At 61.2% G+C, this 23,852-nt stretch carries 13 protein-coding genes and 1 tRNA gene; 9 read left to right on the top strand and 5 right to left on the bottom strand.

The features are described 5' to 3' along the window. Positions 1 to 59: 59 nt before the first annotated feature. Both ACLFLU_RS38105 and ACLFLU_RS38100 read right to left on the bottom strand, forming a co-directional pair. A complete protein-coding gene (locus ACLFLU_RS38105) occupies positions 60 to 1,397 on the bottom strand; it encodes an ATP-binding protein (RefSeq protein ID WP_426409766.1) in 1,338 nt (445 codons plus the stop codon). A gap of 3 nt (positions 1,398 to 1,400) precedes the next feature. Continuing rightward, positions 1,401 to 2,057: a response regulator gene (locus tag ACLFLU_RS38100; RefSeq protein ID WP_426409765.1), complete on the bottom strand. Its 657-nt coding sequence runs from the start codon at positions 2,055 to 2,057 to the stop codon at positions 1,401 to 1,403. A gap of 248 nt (positions 2,058 to 2,305) precedes the next feature. On the opposite strand from ACLFLU_RS38100, the gene ACLFLU_RS38095 reads away from it, so the two are divergent. The 7 genes from ACLFLU_RS38095 (at position 2,306) to ACLFLU_RS38065 (ending at position 17,359) form a co-directional block, all read left to right on the top strand. After that, on the top strand, positions 2,306 to 3,544 hold the full coding sequence (locus tag ACLFLU_RS38095; RefSeq protein ID WP_426409764.1) for an efflux RND transporter periplasmic adaptor subunit: 1,239 nt from the start codon (positions 2,306 to 2,308) through the stop codon (positions 3,542 to 3,544). Between the two features lie 12 nt (positions 3,545 to 3,556). Then, positions 3,557 to 6,664: an efflux RND transporter permease subunit gene (locus tag ACLFLU_RS38090; protein ID WP_426409763.1), complete on the top strand. Its 3,108-nt coding sequence runs from the start codon at positions 3,557 to 3,559 to the stop codon at positions 6,662 to 6,664. Positions 6,665 to 7,349: 685 nt separating this feature from the next. Beyond that, on the top strand, positions 7,350 to 7,727 hold the full coding sequence (locus tag ACLFLU_RS38085; RefSeq protein ID WP_426409762.1) for a hypothetical protein: 378 nt from the start codon (positions 7,350 to 7,352) through the stop codon (positions 7,725 to 7,727). Between the two features lie 100 nt (positions 7,728 to 7,827). Beyond that, positions 7,828 to 7,910 (top strand) — tRNA-OTHER (locus tag ACLFLU_RS38080). An 817-nt stretch (positions 7,911 to 8,727) separates the two neighbouring features. After that, positions 8,728 to 10,764 (top strand): hypothetical protein, encoded by a 2,037-nt coding sequence (locus ACLFLU_RS38075; protein ID WP_426409761.1) that lies wholly within the window; start codon positions 8,728 to 8,730, stop codon positions 10,762 to 10,764. Then, on the top strand, positions 10,761 to 14,456 hold the full coding sequence (locus tag ACLFLU_RS38070; protein WP_426409760.1) for a hypothetical protein: 3,696 nt from the start codon (positions 10,761 to 10,763) through the stop codon (positions 14,454 to 14,456). The genes ACLFLU_RS38075 and ACLFLU_RS38070 overlap by 4 nt, the downstream gene beginning before the upstream one ends. Before the next feature lie 29 nt (positions 14,457 to 14,485). Continuing rightward, positions 14,486 to 17,359, top strand: a complete 2,874-nt coding sequence (locus ACLFLU_RS38065; RefSeq protein WP_426409759.1) for a CHAT domain-containing protein — start codon at positions 14,486 to 14,488, stop codon at positions 17,357 to 17,359. A gap of 49 nt (positions 17,360 to 17,408) precedes the next feature. Here the strand turns inward: ACLFLU_RS38065 and ACLFLU_RS38060 are convergent, their stop codons facing one another. Beyond that, on the bottom strand, positions 17,409 to 20,885 hold the full coding sequence (locus tag ACLFLU_RS38060) for a caspase family protein (protein ID WP_426409758.1): 3,477 nt from the start codon (positions 20,883 to 20,885) through the stop codon (positions 17,409 to 17,411). Between the two features lie 240 nt (positions 20,886 to 21,125). Between ACLFLU_RS38060 and ACLFLU_RS38055 the strand changes: the two genes are divergently transcribed. Further along, a complete protein-coding gene (locus ACLFLU_RS38055) occupies positions 21,126 to 21,398 on the top strand; it encodes a hypothetical protein (RefSeq protein ID WP_426409757.1) in 273 nt (90 codons plus the stop codon). Here ACLFLU_RS38055 and ACLFLU_RS38050 read toward each other — a convergent pair. After that, on the bottom strand, positions 21,336 to 22,157 hold the full coding sequence (locus ACLFLU_RS38050) for an alpha/beta fold hydrolase (protein ID WP_426409756.1): 822 nt from the start codon (positions 22,155 to 22,157) through the stop codon (positions 21,336 to 21,338). The two genes, ACLFLU_RS38055 and ACLFLU_RS38050, sit on opposite strands and share 63 nt — an antisense overlap. 212 nt (positions 22,158 to 22,369) lie before the next feature. Continuing rightward, the gene (locus ACLFLU_RS38045; RefSeq protein WP_426409755.1) at positions 22,370 to 23,095 is read right to left on the bottom strand and encodes a hypothetical protein; all 726 of its coding nucleotides are present in this window, start codon (positions 23,093 to 23,095) and stop codon (positions 22,370 to 22,372) included. A 152-nt stretch (positions 23,096 to 23,247) separates the two neighbouring features. Here ACLFLU_RS38045 and ACLFLU_RS38040 point away from each other — a divergent pair, with 152 nt between their 5' ends. Further along, on the top strand, positions 23,248 to 23,847 hold the full coding sequence (locus ACLFLU_RS38040; RefSeq protein WP_426409754.1) for a TetR/AcrR family transcriptional regulator: 600 nt from the start codon (positions 23,248 to 23,250) through the stop codon (positions 23,845 to 23,847). Positions 23,848 to 23,852 lie beyond the last annotated feature (5 nt).

The raw sequence follows: 23,852 nt of genomic DNA, 5'->3' as shown, positions 1-23,852 counted from the left end.
GCGAAACGCCTCCCTCGATGTGCTCGAGGAAGCGGCGTCATATGAGGCCCGGAGAGGCTTCAGGCTGGTTCAGGGGGGAAAACGAGGCGAGCCTCGAAGCCGCTGCCACGGCCCATGACGGGGGAAATCAGCGTCAGGCTGCCACCAATCTGCTTCATGACGCTATCAACAATGGCGAGCCCGAGACCGCCGCCGGCGCCGACCGTTGATCCGCGAACGAAAGGTTTCTTCAGAGCTTCGAGAGCCTCGGAGGAAATCACGGCGCCGCCATTGAGCAACCGAATTTGTCGGCCGCGCTCGATAACGATCTCGATCGGCTCGTCGGACGCGCCGTAACGGATGGCATTTTCGATCAGGTTGCGGAGCGTGATGCCGAGAATGTCCAATTCCCCCTGCACGATGAATTCGTCCTGGCATTCCGCGGTGACGATCAGTCTGTCTGCCACGCCCTCGTGTCGGCGAAACTCATCGACCAGCACTTGTAGCACAGTCAATATATCGACGGGATCCTGCTGCATCCCGACTCCTGCGCCGGTCCGCGATAGTTGCAGCAGCTTCTCGGCAAGACTGCTTAGCCCTTTTATTTGATTGACGATACGCGCCGCACGTTCTGCGTGCTGGGTGCCGGCGAGCTGCGCCGAGAGCAACTGCATCTGCGCCAGCACGGCAGCGATTGGCGTTCGCAGCTCGTGGGCGCTGTTCGCAGCGAACTGGCGTTCCGCCGCCAGCGCACGCCCCAGCCGCTCCAGCAGCCGATTCACGGCGGCAAGGATTGGGGCGAGTTCGGTCGGCAGGCCCATATCGGGGATCAGCGACAGATTGGAGCCGTCGCGATGGCCGATCTCCCAGCGCAACCGGTCCAGGGAGCTCATACTCCGAAACACCGCCCAGCGGATCAAAAACCAGGACAACGGCAGGAACAGCAGCAGCGGTCCGACCGTGAGCCCGACGGCTCGCCATAGGGCTTCAGAGCGGTGCATCGCAGGCTCGGCGACCTCGATGAAGTAGCCGTCCGCAGCTGCGGGCTGAGCATAGACCCGGTAGCGCGGGGTGTCATGAAAGCCGGCCTGGCGCGGGACTTGAAACGGCGCCTCTGGCGCATTGTCGGAGCGCATGACGATTTCGCCGGTCGGACCGATGATCTGATACGCCAGAGCCTTGGAATCCAACGTCGCGACGAGCTGCCGAGCCATCTGCTGCATGGCCTGCGGCTGCTGCACGGCATCGAAGGTGGCCGGGAGCAGCCGCTGCGCCACTTCCTCGATCGCATTGTCGAGCCTCTCATTGATCTCGAATACCGTGAGCATGCCTGCGGTGACGCTGCCGAGCAGCCACAGTCCCGCCATCGACGAGCACAACAGCCAAATCAGGCGTGTTACCAGACTCCTGCCTGCCACGTCTTAGTCTCCCAAGCGATAACCGAGACCGCGTATCGTGCGGATGAAATCCCGCCCGAGCTTGCGGCGAATGCGGCTGACATAGACCTCGATGGTGTTGCTTTCGATTTCCTCGCCGAATGCGTACAGCGCATCCTCGATTTGCTCTTTCGAGATCGTTGATTGCCGCCGTCGGCCCAGCACTTCGATGACGGCCCATTCCCGCGCGCTCAATTCGACAGGTCGCCCGTCCAACCGCGCCACCTTCGATTCCCACTCGAGCTCCACCGGACCGACCTGAACGACCGGCACCGACTTGCCGAAATAGCGGCGGCCGACGGCCTCCAGACGTGCATTCACTTCGTCGAGATCGAAAGGCTTGACGATGTAATCGTCGGCGCCCGCTTTAAGCCCCTCGATCCGGTCACTGACCAAATCGCGCGCGGTGAGGATGACGACCGGCAGCGCATCACCGCGGCGGCGAAGCTTGCGCAGGAAATCCAGGCCGCGCCCGTCGGGCAGGTGCAGATCAAGCAGCAGCGCGTCATAGGAGACTGTACGCACCGCGTGCTCCGCCGGCTCCAGCCGCTCGAACCAGTCGACGGCATGTCCCGCCGCACGAACATGCTCCTGCACAGCCGATCCGAGATGCGGCTCGTCCTCAATCAGCAAGACTCGCATGGTTCGCTCACGATGCTCATGAAAGGTAGTTGAAGGAGAAAGCTGAAGCCAACCTGAACGTCATGGAGATAGTCTTCAGGCCGGCGTCAGAAAAGCCCGCTAACGATCCCGGCCAACGGTTTTGTTCGGAGCGGAAAATGATGCATACAAGCCTATCACGCACAGCTCACGCTTTCGCGATCAATGGGTCGGAGGCCGGTCATGGCCCGTTGCCTCTTCGTCGGATATTGCCGCTTGCGAAGCGCCGATTGCTCCTCAGCGTCGCGACGGTCGCGATCGCCTTGACCGCAGGATTTGCGGTGGGCCGTTCGGTGCCGTCCGCCTCGACCGCGGCGCCCGTGAGCGTCCCGGCGGCGGTCGCCGCCGATCCGGAGCTGCCAGCCACAATTACTCTCTCCGAACCGAAGCTCGCGAACCTGCAATTGCAGATCGAGCAGGCGAAGTCCGGTCCGCTGGTTCGCGCCGTGTCGGCGACGGGTAGCGTCGGCTACGATCAGCTCCATCTTGCCCGCATCAGGCCCGTTGCGCGCGGCCGGATCGAAGCGCTCGACGTAAACGCCGGCGATCGGGTCGTCGCAGGTCAGCGGTTGGCGGTCCTCGACAATTTCGACCTCAGTGCCGCCCACAGCAGGGTTCTGAGCGCCGAGGCGGCGCTCGGTCAGGCACAAGCGCAGCTCAGGGCAGCAAATGCTGCTTACGACCGCGCGACAAACCTTATTCGCAACGACCTCGTGACGCAGGCCGAGGTCGAGGCTCGGCGCGCCACCGTTGCCACCATGGAAGCCGATCTCCGCACCAAGCAAGCCGTGTTGCAGCAGTACCAGGAGGAAGAGGCGCGGCTCTTGCCGATGCGGGCCGCCACCGCAGACGCAAACCCTTCCAGCGATCAGCCGAAGCTCGGCTCGCGAGGCGCCATTGTCGCGCCATTCGCCGGCGTGGTTGATTCGGTCTCTGTGGCGAAAGGGGAGATCATCGATCCGGCGGCGTCGATATTGACCGTGTCGGACCTCTCGACCGTCTGGGTCCAGGCCGACGTAGCGGAGAGGGATCTCGGCGCAGTCAAGGTTGGCGATGCAGTCGAGGTGAGAGTGGGTGCCTTTCCAGGTCGTGTTTTTACCGGCCGTGTCACCTACATCCCCGACCAGATCGAGACGACGACGGGGATGGCCAAGGTGCGCTGCGAGATCCCTAACCCGGACGGCGCGCTGCGCGTCAACATGTTCGCCACCGTCACCATCCTCTCACCGCAGGGCGGCGACGCTGTCTCGGTGCCGAGCGAAAGCCTGCAGGAAGTCAACGGGCAGAGCGTCGTGTTCATTCCGACAGGTGATCGCCAGTTTGCCTGGCGTGCGGTTCGCACCGGCCCGGCCACAAACGGAAAGACCCAGATCGCGAGCGGACTCACGGCTGGCACCCCGGTCGTCGGCGAGGGCAGCTATTGGCTCAAGGCGGCTCTGATGCAGTCCACCATTCCGGACCAGGGCTAGGGAGACATCACCGTGATCAACAGGATCGTCGATGCCGCCCTCGGCAACCGTATGCTCGTCCTCATCCTCATCGCCGGGCTTGTCGCTGCCGGCCTCTTAAGCATGCAACGCCTGCCGTTTGACGCCGACCCGGACATCTCGCCGCTGCAGGTGCTCGTGACGACCCAGGCACCGGGTTTGGCCCCGCCTGACGTGGAGCGTTCGATCACCACGCCGATCGAACTCGCCTTGCAGGGCCTCCCGGGTATGATGAGCTACCGCTCGATCTCGCGCTATGGGTTGTCCGTCATCTATGTGAAATTCGCTGACGGCGGCGACATCCTGACCGACCGCACGCTGGTTGCGCAGAGGCTGAGCCAGACAGCGCTGCCGCCAGAAGCCGGGACACCGCGGCTCGGGCCACTCTCCGACGGACTCTCCGAGATCTACCAGTTCCGGGTCGAGGGCAAGAACTACTCGCTCATGCAGTTGCGTTCGATCCTGGATTGGCAGGTCGCGCCGCAGCTCAAGCTGGTCCCCGGCATCACCGAGGTCAACGTCAACGGCGGCGAACTCAAGACCTACGAGGTCCGGGTTTCCGACAACGCGTTGACGCACTTTGGCTTCTCCATTGAGGACATCTACAACGCGGTGTCGCAGAATAACCGTGCCATCGGCGGCGCGACGCTCGCCCGCAACGGTGAGCAGGCGGTCGTCCGCGGCGAAGGGTTGCTGCAATCGATCGGCGACATCGGCAACATCGTGCTGCGCACCGCAGCAGGCGGGGCGCCGCTCTACGTCAAGGACGTCGCAGAAGTTGTCGAGGCGCCGATGCCGCGGCTCGGCGCGGTGACGAGCCAAGGCGACGGCCAGGCCGTGGTGGGCGTCGCTCTGATGACGCTGGGCGAGAACACGCGCGTGGTCGCGCAGCGGCTTGGCGCCGCTGTTGAACAGATCAACAAGACATTGCCGCCTGGTGTCAGCATCGTTCCCTATTACAATCGCGCCGATCTCATCGACCGCGTCCTGCAGACGGTGGCCCACAACCTGGCCGAAGGCGCCTTCCTGGTCATCGCCGTCCTGTTGTTGCTGCTGGGCAATTTTCGCGCCGCCGTCATTGTGGCACTGGCCATCCCGCTCTCGATGCTGGCCGCCGTCACTGCGATGTACTTCACTGGGCTGTCGGGCAACCTGATGAGCCTCGGCGCCATCGATTTCGGCCTCCTGGTCGACGGCGCGGTGGTGATGATCGAAAACATCGTGCGCCGTCGTGCTGAGGCGCCATCTCTCCCGGCCGAGCAGGTGGTGCGGGAGGCCGCGCACGACGTGGCGCGCCCGGTCGCCTTTGCGGTCGCGATCATCACCTTGATCTATCTGCCGATCCTCAGCCTGCAGGGCGTCGAGGGCAAGATGTTCCGCCCGATGGCGCTCACCGTGATGTTCGCGCTGGCCGCGTCGCTGGCGCTGACGCTCACGCTGATGCCGGTGCTCGCCTCGTTCTTCCTGCGCAAGCCGGTCGCCGAGCGGGACAGCCGCATCATCGGCGTGGCTCGGAGCGGTTACGCGCCAGTGCTCGCGAGGACGATGCGCCATCCTGGAATCACCATTCTCGTGGCGGCCGCGATGCTGGGCGGAGCGCTCGTGATTGGCTCCCGTCTTGGCGCGGAGTTCCTGCCGCGCCTGGAGGAAGGCGCCCTCACTGTTACCACCACCAAGCTGCCCGGCATCTCGCTCGAATCTGCCATCGCCACCCAGACCATGGTGGAGAAGACGCTGAATAAATTCCCCGAGGTGCAGAGCGTCACCACGCTCGGTGGCAGTTCGGAGATCCCGACCGACCCGATGGGGGTCGAGCAAAGCGACACCTTCATCATTCTCAAGCCAAAATCGGAATGGCGCACCGCGCAGACCGAGGCCGGGTTGATTGAAGCGTACAAGGAGGCACTGGATCAGAGCGTGCCCGGCATTACGCAAAGCTGGGCGCAACCGATCGAGATGCGCATGGACGATCTCTTGCAGGGTGTGATGGCTGACCTCGCCATCGTCATCCACGGGACCGACACGGCGACACTCCGCGACCTCGCCGACCAGGTGGCGCGCGTGGTCTCGGCCGTTCCCGGCGCGGCCGACGTGCAGGCAAAGCAGACGGTTGGTCAGCCATATCTCCGCGTCATCGTCGATCGCGGCGAGATCGCGCGACGCGGATTCAACGCGACCCAGGTGCTCGACCTCGTCGAATCGCTGGGCGGACGCACCGTCGGGACCATGAAGGACGGCGACGAGCGGTACAATATCCGCGTCCGGCTCGCTCCGCAGAACCGTGACAGCATCGACCATATCCGGGCGCTGCGCGTGAACAACGGCGCCGGCATTTCGGTTGCTCTCGGCAGTCTGGCTGATATCCGCTGGGAGCCCGGCCCAGCCCAGATCGAGCGTGAGGAAGGTCGGCGCATCATCAAGGTGCAGGCCAATGTACGCGCGCGACCGCTCGCCGGCTTCGTGACCGACGCGCAGCAGGCGGTCGCGGCCCAAGTCCGCCTGCCGCCGGGCTATACGATCTCGTGGGGTGGCAGCTTCCAGGATCTGCAGCAGGGCATGGCGCGGTTGTCGACCGTCGTGCCCGTGGCGCTCGCCGTCATCTTCCTGCTGCTCTATCTGATGTTCGGCAGCGCGCGGCTGGCCACGCTCATTTTCTTCAACGTGCCGTTTGCGGCCGTGGGCGGAATCTTCGCGCTCGCGCTGCGCGGCATGCCGTTCAGCATCTCGGCCGCGATCGGCTTCATCGCCTTGTTCGGCATCGCGATTTTGAACGGCGTCGTGATGGTGAGTTACATGGAGGAGCGGCGCAAGGAGGGTCTTGCGGCTGCTGCGGCGGCCTGGCAGGCGGCCATGACGCGGCTGCGCCCGGTGCTGATGACGGCGACCGTTGCCAGTCTCGGCTTCCTGCCAATGGCACTTTCGACGAACTCCGGCGCCGAAGTGCAGCGCCCGCTCGCGACCGTGGTCATCGGAGGCCTGATCAGCGCGACGTTGCTCACCTTGCTGGTGCTCCCCGCCCTCTATTCCTGGTTCTGTCCGGCACTGCCTACCGTTCGCCCGGCTGCAAGCGAAGCGCCCTATGGACTCCAGCCTGCAGAGTGAACTTGCAACCAATCATAGCGAGACATGCCATGAAAATTCTCTGACCTCACCGAGCGGGAGATACGCGATGATACGAATTGTAACCTGCTTCACCTGGCTCCTGGTTTTCGGATACGCGTGTGCGGCCCAAGCCTCGCCGGTCCCGCCTTTCGACCCGGTGTGGAGCACAGATCGGATCGCCCGGCTGCCACGCGAGGTGAGCGAACGTGTCCTGTCCGTGTGCGGACCGCATGCGAGGGCCGGTCACTACTTCGCCACCTACGATCCCCACGCGGACGCCATCCATCTCGACTATTCGCTTCTGGAATGCCCCGACCTGTTGAGGTCCGGCGGCAAGATCGGCGGGTTGCACCAAACCTTCGTGAGACGTGCCGGAAGATACCTCTTGTCGCGCAGTCAAAGGGATGTTGAAAACATGCCAGCCGGCATCCTCGCCGGCGTTCGGTGGGGGCACGAGATTTGGACGCGCCGCGGGTAAACTCCGGCTTTCACTGGTGGCGGCAGCCGCAAGCCCTTGTTGAGCGTGTTGCTCGATAGTGCGGCATCCGCCAGAGCGTGGAGGCAGCGTTGCCGGGCCTGCCCTCGTCCGGCGTGGCGAAGAGATAGACCGCCGCCGGTCACGTCGGAAATCTTGGCGGGACTCCGCGCGCCGTTGCCGAATTTCGGTCGGGCGGCGCGGCAGTCGATGTCAGTCCTGATCTGCTTGGGGTCGGCGCACGCGCCGACGTTCTGCTCAATTCCTTCGTTCGGAATAGCGAAAGTCGCCGTGAACGTTTGTTCTCCCGATACCAACAAAAATACCAACAAATCGGATGGCTGGGCTCGGACGAGAACAAACGGTGACGAACAGCAAAGTACGCTGAAGTGCCTATTTTTCAAGGGTTTCCGAGCACTGCGCGGACGGTTGCGGACGCTTTGGAACGGGCTTGAACAGCCCGATTGGTGCCCCTGGCCGGCAGTCGCCTATTCCCATAACTATTTGAATTTGAAGTCACTTTCGTCGTCGATTGCTGCCGATACCAGCACAAATACCAGCAAGATGAAGCCAGTACTTGCCGACTAAATTAACCAGCAGGCTTTCAGTAGAGGGCACGCACGCCTACGCCGTTCTGGCCTCCGCAATTGCCCTGATCGGAATCGAACCCGGCTCTGACCGAACTCCCGGAGGGGTCGATCGGAAGGTTAGTCTCAGCTGTTCGAGCGGAATGATCGAAGATCGTGGGTTTGGCTCCCACTCTCTCCGCCAGCCAGCCCAAACGATTTCGTACTTCGACATAGAGACCAGTCGAAAATCGGCAGTCTTTCTGCATTTCTGCTCGCCAGAGAAGTTCGGCCAGCGGTCCAACCAGGCGTTCGATAGCCTCCGGGGAGAACGGAATTATCTCCGAATCCTTGGACCCCAGATCCTTGGACCCCAGGAGTCGGCCCAGGGCGACATTTGGCAGCAAACAGAGCGTTCATTGGGGAAGTGGTTTGGATCCCAGTCCTCAACCAACCCGCTCTCCGTGTGTGAGCTAGACGGCCAGCGCTAATGCGCCTCCGCTATCACCGACGCCGGCTATCGGCGATTTGTTCCGCAACGCCTCATACGCGACTGCCGTGCGTGCATCGGAAATGGAGTGTCATCCGGCCTGAATTCGCAAAAGTCAGGGTGATTGTGATCCACCTCATACAGGCTCACGGAATTTCGGAACGATCATATCGAGGTTGAGTGACGCGCGAACTGCACTTCGGGATATTTGGGACGCTGGTCACTCAAACGATTTCAAGAATAAGGAAGGCGCGGTCGAGGCCGGGCGTGGTCAAGCTCAAACCTGAGGCGGACGCGTGCGAGCAACCATCGGCTTAGGATAGAAACTTCTTCGAGCGACGCACGTCAGGGCAGGCCCTGCACTGAGGTGCTTGTGGGACTTTTTTCGTCCGCGAACACGCGATGCTTGTGCTCCTGCATGACAGCGAGGAGCGCAAGTCAGGGATTGCGCCGTTCAGCGAGCAGATCGTTGCGGCTGCATGCAACTTGACGTACTATTCTTGCGCGAACTCTGGTTTAGTTGGGGTTTGTTATGCAAAAATCGCTTTCTAGAGAATCCAGTAGTCAGCGCATTTTTCCAAATATCGACCCGGCTCTCTATCGCGATGCGCCGACCGAGATTTCCGGGCAGAAGCTTCTGGCGTTAGCCAAGTCGGAGATGTCTTGGCTCCAGAGGTACGCCGGCTTTTTGCTTTCTCCAAAAACGCGACTGGCTCGGCTGTTCATGCTTCATCGGCTCGGATTTGAAGCCGAGTTGAGCGGTGAATTCGTGCGGGCCGATTTCTTTTGGCGGGAAGCTGCACACGGATTGAGATCGGCTTGGCCTCACCTTGACACCTGGCAGGAAGGTTGCGCGCTGCTCGAAGATCAGGCGCCGGCAAGCCCGGAGGCGCTGCGTAACCATGTCGTCGACGAGCTGTTCATTGATACGCACATGGCCTTTGCCAATGGCCGGTTCGGAAGTGAGACGTCGCCGGGGACTGACGATCGCGCTTTTGCCCACCTCGCTTTTCTTCGCGCCTTGCTGGACATCAAGGGAATGCCGGCTTCGGAGCAGACCCGGTTGCTCGCACCGGGGATCGAGGCGGAGATCACAGCATTTCGGGCCGGAAAGAAATGGGACGCCGCCATCGACCGCGCGAGCTTGCTCTCGACGAGCAACGCAGAAGATGCCGACTTGCAGGACCGCGTTGCGTTGCTCCATTTCGGCCATGCCATCGATGGCATGTCTGGCGAGACGGACGAGCTCGCGAAAGCCTCCTGGCTCGGACGCAAAATCGACGTTCTTGATCGGTTTCGACTGGAACATCCCGATAAGACGATCGCATATGAGCTTCTCGGGCAGCTATATCACCTGCAGAGCATTCGGTTAGCCAACGGGGGACGATTGGCGGACGCGCTGGTGGCGGGGCGCAAGGCGCAGCTCTTCGGTCCGGGTATTCACGACGTCGAACAGACGATGTCCCAACTTTTCGAGGCCATGAACCAGCTTCAGGCCCAGGTGCGAGACGTCAACGAGCAGCTACGCCGATCCGGCAATATGAGGCTCAACGAAAAAGGGCTTCGCATGAAGTCGGAGGCCGAGCGAGGCTTTGGGCCGCTCGAGCTTTACGTCAAGTCGGGGGAGCTGGAGCAGGTCACTGCCGCACGGTATCGCGCGAGCGCTCGCAAGCTGTGGGCGGACATAGGTCTCCCGCAGACCCCGCAGCCGTCGGAGGAAACGCTGGCCAAGTTGCTTGACGTCGTTGGTGGCGTCTACGCGTCGCAAGCAATGGATGTTGAGCAGATCGCGACCTCATTTCGCGACGCGGCGTCATCGACTCCGGCGATTGCCCATCTTGCCGAATTTGCAGATCGTGTCGGTGCCTTTGTCGTGCGACGGCGCCTGGAAAATGCCGGGGAAGCGAAGTCGGAGCAGGAGGGAGCCTCTGGCGGCGCCGTGCCGGCCGACGCAGCGCCGGCGTCGGCGCTTCCGACCACGCCTGCCGTGGCGCGGCCGAGGCTCGAACCGCTGCGTTACTGGCTGTTCGGAACTCAAGATCGTGGCTATCGGGCGCTGGCGGCAGTTGCGGCATTTGCAGCGATAGCGGTGTTGATTGTTGCAGGTGAGGATTGGCGGGGCTCCACCACGCGTGCGCAAGCGTACCAAGCCATCGTCACCGCTCAGGGGGCGGAGCCCGAGAAGATCGTGATTCCGGAGGCGCAGCGATTCTTCAGCGCCTGGACTCTTCAAGCCAACGACGCACGGGATGCGCAAGTGAAGACGCTCTTGCGCGAGGCGCAAGAGGCGCCCAACCGACGCATCCGCGACAATGCGTTTGAACAGCTGCGGCTTGCCCTTCAGCGCGAGGACAACGAGACGGCGCTCGACGCAGCCGAGCATTTCCTGGGCGCGCCGCCGTTGCAGATCGCCGATCCGCGCCGGCAGGCTGTGTTGAGGGCCTATGCGCGCGTATTTACAGCCTGGTTCGCCGATCTTCCAGAGCCGGTCGGCGAGGCGCCACAGGCCCGGATTAGCAATTACCGGAAGTTCGCAACCGCTGCTGCGAACGGAGGCACACGGCCATGAAAAGGGTAGCCCTCGTCCTATCGATGCTGATCTTTGCTGCTTCCGCAGTAACGCTCCTGTTCTTGTATGGGGGACGCAACGTCCATATCGTCAGCCCAACCGGAACGAAGGAAGCGGCGGCGGTTTCGCTTGAACCTGCATCCAGTCAGCGGCTCGAGCTTCCCCTTAACAAACCTCAGCGGGTGGATTTCTCGATCGACGAGACCAGCTTCGCCGATCTATCTGTGCGCGAGCGGGAGGACCAATATCGAGATTGGCTCCTCTTTGCCGCGGTTGCGGCGCTGCAAAGCTCGGCTGAAGACTACAGCAACGTGCTCTATGATCTTCCGGCGTCGCGTCAAGGTTACATGCGGCCCGTCGGCAATTTCGAATTCGGTGAGACGCGGTCGCGGTTTGTCGGTGGAGGTCGTGTCCTGGCTCTGGTGCCGGCCGGCCGTCCCCCAGCCGAGCGCAAGGACCTGTTGGCGCAGATCGCGGACGAACAGCGGAAGAACCTCGGAACGTCCTTTGATCGACTGACTGTCGTCGAATACGAACTCGATGCAGCCCATGCGAGCGGTGCGCTGACAAAGCGTGAGGACATCGATTACGCGACGCTATTTTCTGCCGAGTACGGGTATAGCGAAAAGGCGGTGACCAAGCTTTCCGATCTCGACGAATTCATGATGAACGCCGCCGATCTCACACTCGTACGAAAGACCGCGAATGGTTTGCTGCTTGGAGGACGTCGTCTTCTCAGTCGCAAATACCGATCGATAGGCGCGGAGGAGATCGCCACGGTTTGGCAGGCCGAGCAGAAGATTCAGGTCATGCTCGCACGAAAAAGCGCGATCACGGAGGCTTTCGACGCGCGATGGAGCTATCGCACCTACAAGACCGCGTATGAAAAGGACGAGCTCGACCGCGAATACCAGGATGACTTGCGTAAGACCAAGGAGCAACTGGATCGCGAATTTAAGAACGTCAAATTGGTCAATGGCAGCGGCTTCTCACTCGACCCTGGAATCGACTACCCGGGCTTGAAGCAGGCGTTCGATCGCTTCGCGCCTTCGCTCGAGAAAATCGCGCCCGATCTTGTGTCTCGCGAAGATGCCAGCGCTGTCTCGCTCTCCTTGTCAGATCGCGATGTTCTGCCGCTGCGGCGGTTGCAGGTAAAAGTGAGCGAAACCACCCCGATCTTAGGGGAACTGATCCACGCCGTGGAACGAGAAAATTCGTATCAGGCTGCGCGATACGACGGAGCGTTGCAAGGTACGGAAGTCGGCATGGTCCTCTTCTACACCGATCTGCTCGCGAAACTCTGGACCATCGATTTTGTCAAGACATCTCCCAGGCACGGCATCATTTCTGAATTTCTCGATGATCCGTCCGTGCCAACTTCAGCGATTTATGAGGCAGAGAAGCGTGCCTTGCCGTACGCCAGACTTTGGTTTGGCCACTCCAATCTCGGCTTTCAGGTTGCCGAGCAAAAAAGCGCGGTGTTCCTTGCCCGCGGAGTCACCCGCATTTATTCGGCTGGCTCAGATCCGCTCAAGCCTGGCGAGGAGGTCGAAACGTCAGCTTTCCTAGCGGCCTCGACCGATTGGTGGAACGACCATTACGAGGAGGTCGCCCGATACGAGCAGGAATACGAGCGCCTTAACGAGATCATGAAATGGAGCATCGTGATCGGGTGGCTGAATGAATCGAACGAGGGCGCGAGGCTCGGATTTCTCGCCAATGTTCAAGTCGATCATTCGAAAGTTTTCCCGGACTGGGTTCTGCACCACCCGGAGCTGAAGTTTAATCGCTGGAGCGATATCCATTTCTTCCCGGCCGGCTACAAGGGGACGACGACCGAGGCGCTGCCTCTGCTCAACGGGCCGGTAACTGAGGGCGGCGTCAGCCTTGCCAGCAAAGGCGCGCTCAGACGCGCACCAATCGCCTCCGACTTGGAAAAGACCATTCTGCGTTCGAATCTCGATTACGCGGCCACTGGAGCGAAGGATTCGCTGACCACCCTGGAAGGCGTGGGTTTCAAGTTCAGCAAGACCGATGTCAATCGTGTGTCGGTGCTGGCGCAAGCCAAGCCGGCCGCAAAATTCAGGGGAGCCACGGTCCAATTCGCCCGCAGCGAAGTCGAACGAACGGTCGTAACTCAGTCGAATGCGGTCCGGGTTGAAACGCGCCTGGCTGAGAGGCCAATAGGTGATCTCGAAATCGGCCGCTCGTCCAATGGCTTCAGGGTTGGCTGGCGCGCCCGTGAAATTGATCGGGCTCACGGGTTGGCGCGCGCATTGAGCGCTTCGCGCCAACCCGACGCGTTATTGCTACAAGATCCCGCGGTTGAGACGGTCGTTAAGTTGCCAGGCGATGCGTCCTATGCGGTCAAGCTCAGCGATTCGCAACAATGGGTAAGGTTCGCGCCGGAACAGCGACCTAGCGTCGACATAGCCGGTGGTTGGCAGCTGCGAGCAGCAGTCGACGAGAACCAAGCCGTACGGACGATGCAAGCATCGCTCATTAACGACTCCGACCTCTCGACCCTAATTGGTCGCCATGTTGTGATCGAGACGTCAGACGGCGGAAAGCCGCTTCTGCGCGCCGGCGGCGATGCCGCGACCGGTCCCGCCCGGACGATCGAGGTCGACTTCGGTGGCGGGACACGTTTGTCGGCGTGGACCGAGCCGCCGTCTGAGGCGGTCCATCTCGGTGCAAAAGGAGGAAGCAGCGTCGATCCTGCGCTTTTCGCGCGCCGATTGAGCCCTGATGATATCAAGGCCATTCGGGCCGCAGCAAGCAACGACAATACGCCGGTGCTTCGTCTGGCCGATAAAAGCCGTCTCAGCTCAGACTTCGCCGCGGCGTTTCAAGATCGCGATTTTGAGAAAATCGCTGGCGCGATTGCGACCGATCCCAAGACGTCGCGCGTGGCGCTCGACGTTCAGATGCAGAATGACCTTCGGCATGACTTTGAGCTATTGCGGAACAAGGGAGCCAACGAGGCATTGCGGGATCTGGATCGGCTGATCGAGATCTACGGACACCAGCCGGAACTTACGTTGCGGCGCGGCCTGGTTGAGATCGAGCGCGGCAATGTAAAGGCTGCTGTCGAAAGCGTCCAGTTGAGGGCGCCCCGTCCCTTGAACAACCGCCAGGCGTTCTTCGATGAAGTCAATGCTCGATATGTTAAGGGCTCGACGCAAGCGAAGGCGGATATCTATCGCTATGCCGAGTTCGCCGACTGGCAAGACAGGATTGCGCGAACGCGCGCCGGAGGCTTGATAGAGCCGACCATTGCGGCTGACGGTCGCTTCGACTTTCAGTATCGCCTTAACGATCTGTCGGCGGTAAAGCAGGTCTCCGCAGCTGAGGGAGCCGGACTGCGCGGCAAGGATTTCATCGTCTACAGTCAGGACGGCGCGAGCCTGAATAAGCTCGACTGGACAACGTCAGTGGATGAGAGTCTTCGCACGATCGTCAGTGGCAAGTTGGGGACGGTTTCTCGCTTGGAGCAACAGGATATCGCGCACTTCAGACCATCGGTCGTCTGGTCGCCTGACCATGCGGTGGCCTTCAAGGCCACCCAGACCCATTCGTTTGACTTCTCGGTCAACGGTTATCAAGCCTGCAACAGCCTCGTCGGAACCTGCGCCAACGACAACGATTCAAATAAGCGAAAGGATAACGTCTACCTGGTCGCCGCGAAATAAGGAGCGCGAAGCGCGGCGGGAGGTGGCAAATGCTCGCCGGTATTGAAGCAGCAGAGGCGGAGCTTGCAGCGGGTCGCTATCGCCGGGCGCTGGACGCTTACGCCAACTTGCTGCGGACCAGGCTTTCGACCATCGACGACCGTGGCGAGGAGTTCACGGTCCCGGATTTATTGGTGGTCGAACGTCTGGCGGAACTGTCGACTTTGTTCGGGCTCTTCGCCGCGGCACATGACCTGCTCGACGGGATGGTCGAGCTCTGCGAGCGTGCAGGAAATTATCTCGGGTCGGACTACGCGCGATTGAAGCGAACCGAACTGGCCCTTGCGCGAGGCCGGCCGCATGATGCGTATCTACTGCTACGCGCGTTGAAGCCGCGCCTTGGGGAGCTCGAAGAGATCGATCTCACGCGTGCAGGCCTGGCTCGCTGGGAACGCGAAATCGGGTGGCAGCATTACCCGGCTGCAGACCGCACCGTCCTCCTGACGCGTGCATATCTCGTGATGGGCGAGGTGCTCGCATCCCTCGGTCACTATGCGGAAGCCATCGGCGTCCTGGAGCGTGGAGGCTTCCATGCCGAGCACGCGGAGGCGCCAGATCTGGCACGGCAATCGATCGAACCGCTCGGCCTCAGGCGGGCCGCGGCACTTCTAGAGTACGGCGACCTCGATGCAGCCGAGACGAGTCTTAAAGGTCTCGTCAGACGAACGGAGGACAATCTGGCGCCGGCCGGCCACACCCGCCACATGGAATTGGCGGGGAAGCTCGATCTGCTGCGGGGGCGCTTCGGTTCTGCCGTTCGAAATTTCGAGAGCATCATCGACTTCTGCGAGCGTCGAAGCTTTCAGCGTGCCAGCGCGACCGCCCGGCTAAACCTCGCCCATGCGCTCGTTCCGCTCAATCGCGTCGGCGAAGCCCTGAGTTTGGCTGCCAGGGTGCACGCCTATGCGGAAGAGGCTGGCGACCAGAGCCTGGCCCTGCGTGCGGCAGCCCTCATCAACGTCGCCTTGGCTCGTCGTCGTTCCCCGGCCTCCGCGGTTTCGGTCGCGCTCTCCGTCAAGGAGATGGTTCGTAATCGTCGTGTGAGGCAAGATCCAACGCAGTCATCTTCGGCGTCGGCGGTGTTTCCGCCGGCTCCGCAAAGTGACAACTTTCTCGCCTTTTTCGAGGACCGCGCGCTCGAGTTCCAATGGATGCTCGGGGTCGATCCGGATGACGCCGAGAAGCGCCTTGATGAAATGCAGCAGACCTTCCGCAATGGTGATTCTCGGTTGATCGAAGCCCGGCTCCATGCGCTCCAAGGTTTTTTAGCGTTCGTTCGCGACGAGTGTGATGCTGCTTTGGGCTGTTTCAAGCTGGCTGCGGAGCGATTTGGCGTCCTCTCGCTCCAGCCCGAGCTTTGGCAGGCTTTGTATCTACAGGCGCGCTGTTTGGCGCGGCTCGGACGGGATACAGAGGCCGCAAGGATCGCCGAGAGCGCCGAAGCTATTCTTCTGAACTTGGCCGGGTCGCTTGACGGAGACGACAGGACCATCTTTCTCCTGAACAAGGCGACGATAGAAGAAGAGTATATCGGGACCCAGCTCGACACCTTGTTGCGCGAGCAACTCGAATCGAAGCGGGCATCTTTCTTTTCTCGCTGGTTCGCCCGAATGCGGATCGCGCGCCGGCTGCACGCCATCATGGAACACGTCGATGTCTACAAGGCGGGACGCGCGGAGAAACGCGCTGCGGGCGAGCGCACTCCGACGGAGGGTCGCCTCTTGCGCCGGGTTTCTCTGTTGCGCCGCATGCTCGCAATGCCGCGCGATCGCGGTCAGCTCTCGTTTCTCGTCCTGCCCGATAGATTGTTTGTCATGTGGTCGGGCTTCCTGACGATGGGATTCGCCGTCAGCCCGATTACGCGTCTCGATTTGCGTGAGCGCGTCCGCACATGGCACGAATTGATGCAGCGGAGCCACCAGCGACGAAAGCGCGACATCGAGCTGTTAGACGAAACCTCGGACAGCCAGACCGCCGACTTGGAGAGCGGAGCCATCATTGATGGTTTGGCCGACGTCCTTCGGATCGATAGTGCGCTCAATGAACTGCCAGATCGGGTCAGAAGGCTGGCGATCGTGCCAGATGATGTGCTCCATGGCGTGCCCTTCGCCGCGCTTAAATACCGCGATCGGTACCTCGTCGAAAGATACGCGATATCCGTTGGGTTCACCACGAGACGAACCAAGACAAAGCGGGCTCCCGACACGAGAAAGGGTTTCGTTGTTGGCGTTTCACGCGGTTCAGATAGGCTCGAGGAACTCCCTCAGGTTCTCGCAGAAACAGCCAAGGTGAGCGATTGGTTTGCGAAGCGAGGCCTGAAGGTCGAAACGCTCGTCAATGACAGCGCAAGCCTTGAGGCTGTAGTCAGTGGATTCGGTGATGCGTCAATCGCTCATATCGCTTGCCATGGGACATTTGAGCCGTCGCAGCCGGAAGAGTCGGGTCTTGAGCTCATCCCTGCAGTCGGGCGAAGGGAAAGATTGGCGGTGCGAGTTTTGGCTGGATTGGACCTCGCGGCGTGTCGTCACGTGACGCTCTCGTCATGTTGGTCTGCTGACAATTTCATCATCCCGGGGCGCTGGATCATCAGCCTGCCGGAGACCCTGTGGCGAAGTGGCGCCGACAGTGTCCTGGGCTCGCTTTGGGCTGTCGATGACGACGTCGCGGTGGAGTTCACATCCCGATTCTATCGTGGATTGGAGCGCGTCTCCCGCGAGCAGGCGTTACGCGAAGTGCAGCTCGCCAGCATCAAGTGCGAGCTCGATTGCAAACGTGGTCTCGGTAACCGGCCCATCGATACCAGTGCGCCGGCATTCTGGGCCGGCTTCTCACTCTATGGCGATGGAGATCGTCTGAAATTGTAAACGGCGGGTGCGGCCCTAAATTAAGGGGAGACGGAGGCCGCGCGACGTCTCATGCACGCCGCAAGGCCTCCAGCAATGCGCGGCGGCCCGCCTCCGTGGTGAAGAAGGTGATGTGGTCGCAGGCGACCTCGGACTTTACGGGTGCGGGAGACCGTGGCTCCGCGATCGACTGTGCACTCCACACCGAGACCGCGATATCGTTTGCCTTGTTGAGGAAAGCGATTGCGGTCACATCATGCAGCACGCGTTGCGCAGAGAGTCTTGCGAGCAGCGCCTGCATTGTCCCGTTGGCGATCGTAATCGGAATTATCGAGGTATTTCCAATCAACAGCGTGTAGGGTACCTTCGGATCGCTGCCCCGTTCGAGATCTTTCAGAAACGGTGAGTTCGGTGCCATCTCGTCAAGTGCGACGTCGATCGTTTCGACTGCGCCTGCGAGATCGCCGAGCAGTTTCAAAGGCCACGCGACCTGGCTGAGACCGTTGAGCCCGATGGCAAGTGCGGCCGTCGCCCAGTTTTCGATCGTCGGCCATGGCGAGCCTGCATGCGGGGTGCCGAGCGTCACCAGATGCTGGACGATTTCGTTCCCGCCCTCGTGTTCGATAAACCATCGCATGACAAGTCCGCCCATGGAATGGGCGACGACATGCACTGTCTTGCCGTCACTGGCGCTGATACCGACCGCTGCGAGGCGCTCTTTCACCGCGCGAGCGGTGTCCTTGATGCTCGTGTTGATGTTCTCGTAGTCGAAAGCGAGTATAAGATCGTATCGGCTGGCAATGCTCTCCGGGACCGCGCCCGCGATTGAAATGGTAGTCGCCGCCGCGGCGGTCATGCCCATGGTGTCGCCAAGAATGCCGTGAACATAGAGCAGAATTGTCCTGGCAGCTGCAACCTTGGTTCTCACGAGCGCCGCTGTCTTCTCGTATACCGGGCGTCCGTCGGCATCGAACGCGACGGCGGAAAGCTGAGGGTAATCGAACGCGATGCCGAGATAGGGACTTGCGATCTTTTGGAACAGAATGCGGATCGAACTGACAATCCCGCGCTCGACGTCTCCAGCCGTGTTGAAAACGGGAATCTGCCGCAATTCGATCTCAACGGCTCCATCGACGGACCGTCCGATTCCGAGCGGCAGATAAAACTCGCCGTCCCAAGCGTACGGTATCACGCGATCACCGGGAGCGAGGCTCGTCGCCACGCGTAATCGCAGGGGCGTTGCGGTCGTCACCGCATCGGCGTTCTCAATTTCTGTCAGTCGCAACGCGCCAAGCCCGGGATCGGTCCCGCGCGCCGTCTCGAACAGGAAGGGTTGCGAAAGATCAGGGTCATCGCGAAAGATGGCGGGAGTGCCGAACGCGCCGAGGGCGCGGCCGACTTCGACTGTCGAGACGAGGCTCGCCTGCGCCCTGAAGTTCGCATGTCCCATCAAGGTCACGCCAGCGCCAAGCGCCGACTGCGCGCCGGCTGGCGGCACTTCGACGGCATCCCGGGGACGTACAACGGTGATCGTCAAGTCGCCGGTGGTCCAGTCGCTGACGAGTTCGTCATCGTTCGGCTCGAAGCTCAGGTCGCGCGTGTGAACGCGCTCGGCCAGACGCTCGAGAACAGAATGCAGGCGTACTGGGCCGCGCGAGCTGCGCAGTCGGCTGTAAACCTCGATCGCCTCCTGATTGAAGAGTGTGGGATCGAATTGATCGCGGCTCACAATCAACTTGAGATGATCAGTGATTTCGGTGCGGCCCGCCTTCCATTTGTCGTCAGGGATCGTTGCAACGAGGCTTTGACCGCCGCCAGCGTCAAAAGTGCCTTTGCCGGGAATGAGCTTGGCTCCGGCGGAAAACAGCGATTTCACCGAGAAGTTCTCACCGAGCCATAACAGCGCACAATAGAGCGGGTCTTCGGTGGTGTTCGTCAGGGTTAGCCTGAACCTCGGGGCTCGCCACTGGCCATCGGCAAGTCGCGTATAATAAAGTCGGTCCTCGCCATGCGGGTCGGCGTCGACCCAGCTCGTACCGTGGTCGATTGAGACAGGGTGGCGCATGGTTATCGTGATTGGCGTATCGCCGAGGCGACTGTAGCTGTTCTTAAGGGTGGCCACCGCCTGCCACCGCGCCACTTGTTCGAGTCGGGATACGACGAGCCTTGCACCGGCTTCGTTGATGCCCTCGATTTCCGCGACCAGCGGACGTTCGGCGGTCCCTCGGCCGATGCAATAGCTCGTGGCGGAGGCGACGATCCTCAGATCGGCGGCTTCGCCAGCGGTCGTCTCCTTGACCAACAGTGAGGCGTTGCCGGGTCCACCAGCGCTTGCCAGGGCTTGCCGGATCAACTCCGATGCAGCCGCGTCGGCGACGATATGAACTCGCTTTGGAGGCAACGGTGTTGCAATCAGGATTGCCTGGTATGTGAGGTTGCGATCAAGCCCATTGCCTAACGGCTTCACATCAACGCAGCTCAGCTCGGGCCGCACCTGTCGCACGTTGGCGAGCGCCACCGCAGCTGCCAGCGACACGCAGTCATCGGGTTTCGTGAGCAGCGGGAAGATTGCAAAGCTCGTTGTCTCTGTCCCCTCTGGCTGCGGGATGCCGTGAATTGCGCCGCTGTCGACAGTCCAGCCAAGCTGGCCATCGAAGCTCAAAGTAGGCGTTGTTCGCGGCAACTGAACGGCGCCGCCCAGGAAGAGCTTCAGCAGATCGACTTGCTCACTCACCTCGATCTGAGGTACCTGCTCGGCCACGCGCAGGCGAACCTGGGCTCCTGCCCGCTTCACGAGGTCGCGATAGCTGATCGCACCGCGCGTCTGTCGCAACGTCGCGAGCAACGATGCGGTGAAGGCGCCGTGGGGCTTGCCGTCCTCATTGACCTCCTTGGCGGTCTCGCTGGAGCGGCATGCGGCCAACAGGACATGTCGACCTTGGGGCACGTCGAGCCAGCTGGCATCGGCGGAAGCGGTGTTGTTGTCACGCTTAGCTGAAAGCGACCGGTTCAGGAAACTTTCCAGCGGCCGAAGGCGACGATCGGTCGGCGCCCGGCGGATCGCGAGCCCATCTTCCAGCGTGGCGCGGGTACCGTTTCCCGAATGACAGCAGTCGAGCACGCAAAGTATATGTGGCTTTCCAGCTGCGACTTCCGCGATCAGGACCGCGAGCTCCTTGTCGGCCAGATCCCAGCTGTCGTCGGTTCGGCTATCGTAGCAGACAAGGGTTTCGTTCAAACGGTCGGGCTCGATGTCCCAGAACTCCGGTGGCGCGTTCTCCTGCGAACCATGACCGCTATAGTAGAATAGTGCGGCATCGTTTGTGCCGGCCTTACACAGATGCTCGCGGAAACCGGCAATCACGTTCGAACGTGTCGCCTGGTCATTTTTCAACACGTGTAGATCGATGTTGAATCCACCCGCCCTGCCGAATTCCTGCAGCAGTGATCCGACAGCATCAATATCATTGACGCATCCGCCAAGTGCGGGAACGGGATACTGGTAGGTGTCGATACCCACCAACATGGCGTAAAGGGTACGCGTCATGACGGTTGGTCGATAAGCGCGTCTGATCGTGAATGTTCTCGTCGGCGAATGTCTTGACGACCGAGCAACACAAGAGCCGGACCTGGCGCAGGAACGAATATCCGAAACGCAGCGGCAAATCGAAGCGCAAACATTGTAAGCCCTCTTCGGAAAAGGCGTTCAATAAATTCAGACGGGATCGAATGCTTTCCGAAGTGTGCCACGCGCGACCCGTGGTTGCAATTCTCTGCGGGGCTGCCCTTGAAAAATCGTGTTTCCGGCCCCGGCGACGATGGCCAGCTGCTTGCCACGCAAATTCGGAATGACGTTCTTGAAGAAGATCGAGGAGAGGCCATGAACGTTCAGGACCGGCAGGTCGACCTCTTTAGCGAGGTCGCCGGCACCGGCCAGCGCCTCAGTCGCGTTCGAAGGCGGCGGAAGGTATCGGACCTGACCGCCGCCGAGTCGCGACTACAGCACCCGCCCGAGGAAGTCGTGCATCCGGGCGGCGATCTCTTCGCTCATGTCGGCTAGCGCGCAATGGCCACTGTCGGTCAAGTGGATCTCGGCGTTGGGCACGATCTCGCGATAGCGCTGCTGATTGTCGCCGGGGAACAGAACGTCATTCTTGCCGCTGACAACCAGCGTCGGCGGCTTCTGTGAACGCAAGTATTCCTGCGCGGCTTTGAATGTGGGGCCGTTGGTTCTGATGTCGTAGAGCAGATCGAGCGAGACATCTCCGGCGCCGGGACGCTGGACCCAGGAATAGTCCACCTGCCATTGCTCCGGATCGATCAGCGATGGATCGCGGACGCCGGTGAGGTAGAGGTCGCGAACCACGTCGAGTGTAAGGTAGTGCTGCCCGGCCTTGGCACGGCTCTCGGCGGTGCCGTCCTTCCAATATGGCACGAGCGGTCCGAACCAGGGACTCTCGCCGGGGATCAGCGGGTTGTTCTGCGCCACCAGTGCCTTCATCCGATGCGGCATTTTCAGCATGACACGGTGGCCGACAACGCCGCCGAAATCCGTCTCGTACAAAACGAACTCCTTGATGCCGACCTTCTCGACGAACTTGCTGATGACGTCTCCCAGGGTATCGAAACTATAGTGGAAGCGCGCGCGATCGGGCGCGTCACTGTTGCCGAAGCCGGGATAATCCGGCGCGAAGACGTGATAGTTCACCGACATGTCGCGCATCAGGTCGCGGAACATCGCCGAGGATGACGGCCACCCGTGCAGCATCAATATAACCGGCGCACCCGGCGTTCCGGCCTCGCGGTAGAAGATGGCCATGTCGTCGATATCGATGGTTTGGTAACGAATCTGAGGCGCCGAGCTTCCGGCGCGAGACGGCTTTTTAGCGGGAATGACGGTCTCGGCCTGAGCCGGAGTGGTCCTGGATATGAACGTGGCTGCAGAGCCGGCGAGAAAACCCGTCGTAAGGGCGCGACGCGTGAACATGATAGGAGTGTCCTGCACAGATTGAAGAGTGGGTGGGGGGATGCCTAGTCTCGCGAAACGACCAACGACTCGATGTCGAGCCTGAAGATCGATGGCGCCGTCAGGAATGTGCGATTGTTCGCATCGCGCATGACCACGCGCCGATGGGTCGGAAAGATGAAGCCGTCGAAATTCTTGTGATCGAACGTGTAGTGCGCGGCTATACCGCGGGAGACGTCGGGCGCATAATCGTTGCGCACGAGATAGCCGGCATCGTTGAAATAGAACTTCTGCTCCGTGCAGTGCACCCGGATGGTGGGCGGAAAGCTCACGTGAAGCACGCGCCAGGTCTCGCCATGCTCTTCGTGTGGCGCGATCTCCTCACGTTGCACGCCGTCCGCCACGAGCAGGAACGGCATCGTCATGTAGTTGTTCAAAGCGTAGCCGACGAAATAGAGGAATTGCTGCTCCGTCCATGGCGTTTCGCGCTGATGGCCCTCAAAGGACTCGCGTGCGTTGTCGAGGCCTGACGTCTTCACGCCGGCATCGGTCTGGATCGTCACGCGACCATCGTCGAAGATGCCGCGGCTGCCAGGCACGGGATAAGGCGTGATCAACGTGCGTTGACGACGCGTGTCGACCTTGACGAGAACATCGCGCAGGCCCTCGGGCCGCCCTTTGATCGCAAGCGCAGCACCGCGGAACGTCAGTCGAAAATCGACGGTGCGCACGTGGCGCCAATTGTCCAGGCCGCCATGTACATCGAGCACCTTTTCTAAAAGATCAGTCATTTGAGCGTGGTCTCCCGAGGTCCGCGGTGGCACGGTCGTTGTCGCAAGAGTAAACGATATCGTTTACCATGGCTTGACAGGTAAACGATGTCGTTTACATTGGCAATTGAATTCGCCGGGACAGCGGCGCACAGGTTCGTGAGGATGATGCGATGAGCGAAGACGTCGAGCTCGAAGGCAAGAAGCTCGAAATCGTGAAATATGCGTTCGGCCGGTTCTACGAGAGCGGCTTTCACGCGACGAGCATGGAAGCAGCACTCGCCGGAAGCGGCATATCCAAGCGGACGCTCTACAAATATTTCCCGTCGAAGGAAGACCTGATCGAGGCCGTGCTGACGCTCTATGGCGAGGCCGTCGTGCAGCAGCTCTTCGGTCCGGTCGCACATATCAGCGACCCCCGGGAGCAGATCGTCGCGTTCTTCGATGTGCGCAAGGTCGCCGGCAGGATGCTGACACGCGGCTGCCTCGGCGTGAAGGCCGCGCAGGAATATGCGGGAAAAGATGCGGATATCGTCGCGCTCGGGCGATGCGCAGCGTCGCTTGGGGAGGCGAAATTCCTCGAGCTTTGCAAGCAGGCAGGCTTCGCCGAGCCCGCACGTGTCGCGAAACAGCTCAACCTGATTTTTCAAGGCGCGCTGTCGCTTTCTCACACATTGGGGGACACTTCACCTTTCATGCTGGCAAAGGACATGGCGTCGGCCGTTTTGGACAACGCCGCGGCGCGCCGCAAGGGCACGGCATCGAAGCACTAGAATCC

It is taken from the genome of Bradyrhizobium ganzhouense (assembly GCF_049949285.1).
GTDB lineage: Bacteria > Pseudomonadota > Alphaproteobacteria > Rhizobiales > Xanthobacteraceae > Bradyrhizobium > Bradyrhizobium ganzhouense.
The sequence above is the reverse complement of the archived record's forward strand: the minus strand, read 5'-3'. Positions and strand labels throughout refer to the sequence as shown.

Bases quoted from the DNA above. Each gene is read 5' to 3' on its own strand.
- ACLFLU_RS38100 (WP_426409765.1), bottom strand. From the start codon at position 2,057: ATGCGAGTCTTGCTGATTGAGGACGAGCCGCATCTCGGATCGGCTGTG.
- ACLFLU_RS38085 (WP_426409762.1), top strand. From the start codon at position 7,350: ATGTCAGTCCTGATCTGCTTGGGGTCGGCGCACGCGCCGACGTTCTGC.
- ACLFLU_RS38075 (WP_426409761.1), top strand. From the start codon at position 8,728: ATGCAAAAATCGCTTTCTAGAGAATCCAGTAGTCAGCGCATTTTTCCA.
- ACLFLU_RS38070 (WP_426409760.1), top strand. From the start codon at position 10,761: ATGAAAAGGGTAGCCCTCGTCCTATCGATGCTGATCTTTGCTGCTTCC.
- ACLFLU_RS38065 (WP_426409759.1), top strand. From the start codon at position 14,486: ATGCTCGCCGGTATTGAAGCAGCAGAGGCGGAGCTTGCAGCGGGTCGC.
- ACLFLU_RS38060 (WP_426409758.1), bottom strand. From the start codon at position 20,885: ATGACGCGTACCCTTTACGCCATGTTGGTGGGTATCGACACCTACCAG.
- ACLFLU_RS38050 (WP_426409756.1), bottom strand. From the start codon at position 22,157: ATGGCCATCTTCTACCGCGAGGCCGGAACGCCGGGTGCGCCGGTTATA.
- ACLFLU_RS38045 (WP_426409755.1), bottom strand. From the start codon at position 23,095: ATGACTGATCTTTTAGAAAAGGTGCTCGATGTACATGGCGGCCTGGAC.
- ACLFLU_RS38040 (WP_426409754.1), top strand. From the start codon at position 23,248: ATGAGCGAAGACGTCGAGCTCGAAGGCAAGAAGCTCGAAATCGTGAAA.